Consider the following 217-nt stretch of genomic DNA (forward strand, 5'->3'; position numbering starts at 1 on the left):
CCTGCCGGCGGCCCTGACGAGCATGGTCGGCGGGACGGTCTGGACGCTCACGTCGCCCACCATCGACTCGAGGAGCCGGAGGTTCCCGATGGGCCGCAGGCTCTCCTTCTCCCGCATGAACAGCGCGTCGGGCGGCAGGCCGGTGGTGCGGTTCGGCTCCGAGTTGGCCTGGGCCTCGACCCGGGCCACCGCCTCGACTAGGCCGCTCCACCCGGTG

1 pseudogene is annotated in these 217 nt (G+C 73.3%); it reads right to left on the minus strand.

Going from position 1 to position 217, the window contains the following annotated elements:
- Nucleotides 1-217, minus strand: a pseudogene (locus ACQQ92_RS08475) (IS21 family transposase); the annotation flags it as partial.

This window comes from Collinsella sp. SGI.241, from assembly GCF_050312955.1.
Lineage (GTDB): Bacteria > Actinomycetota > Coriobacteriia > Coriobacteriales > Coriobacteriaceae > Collinsella.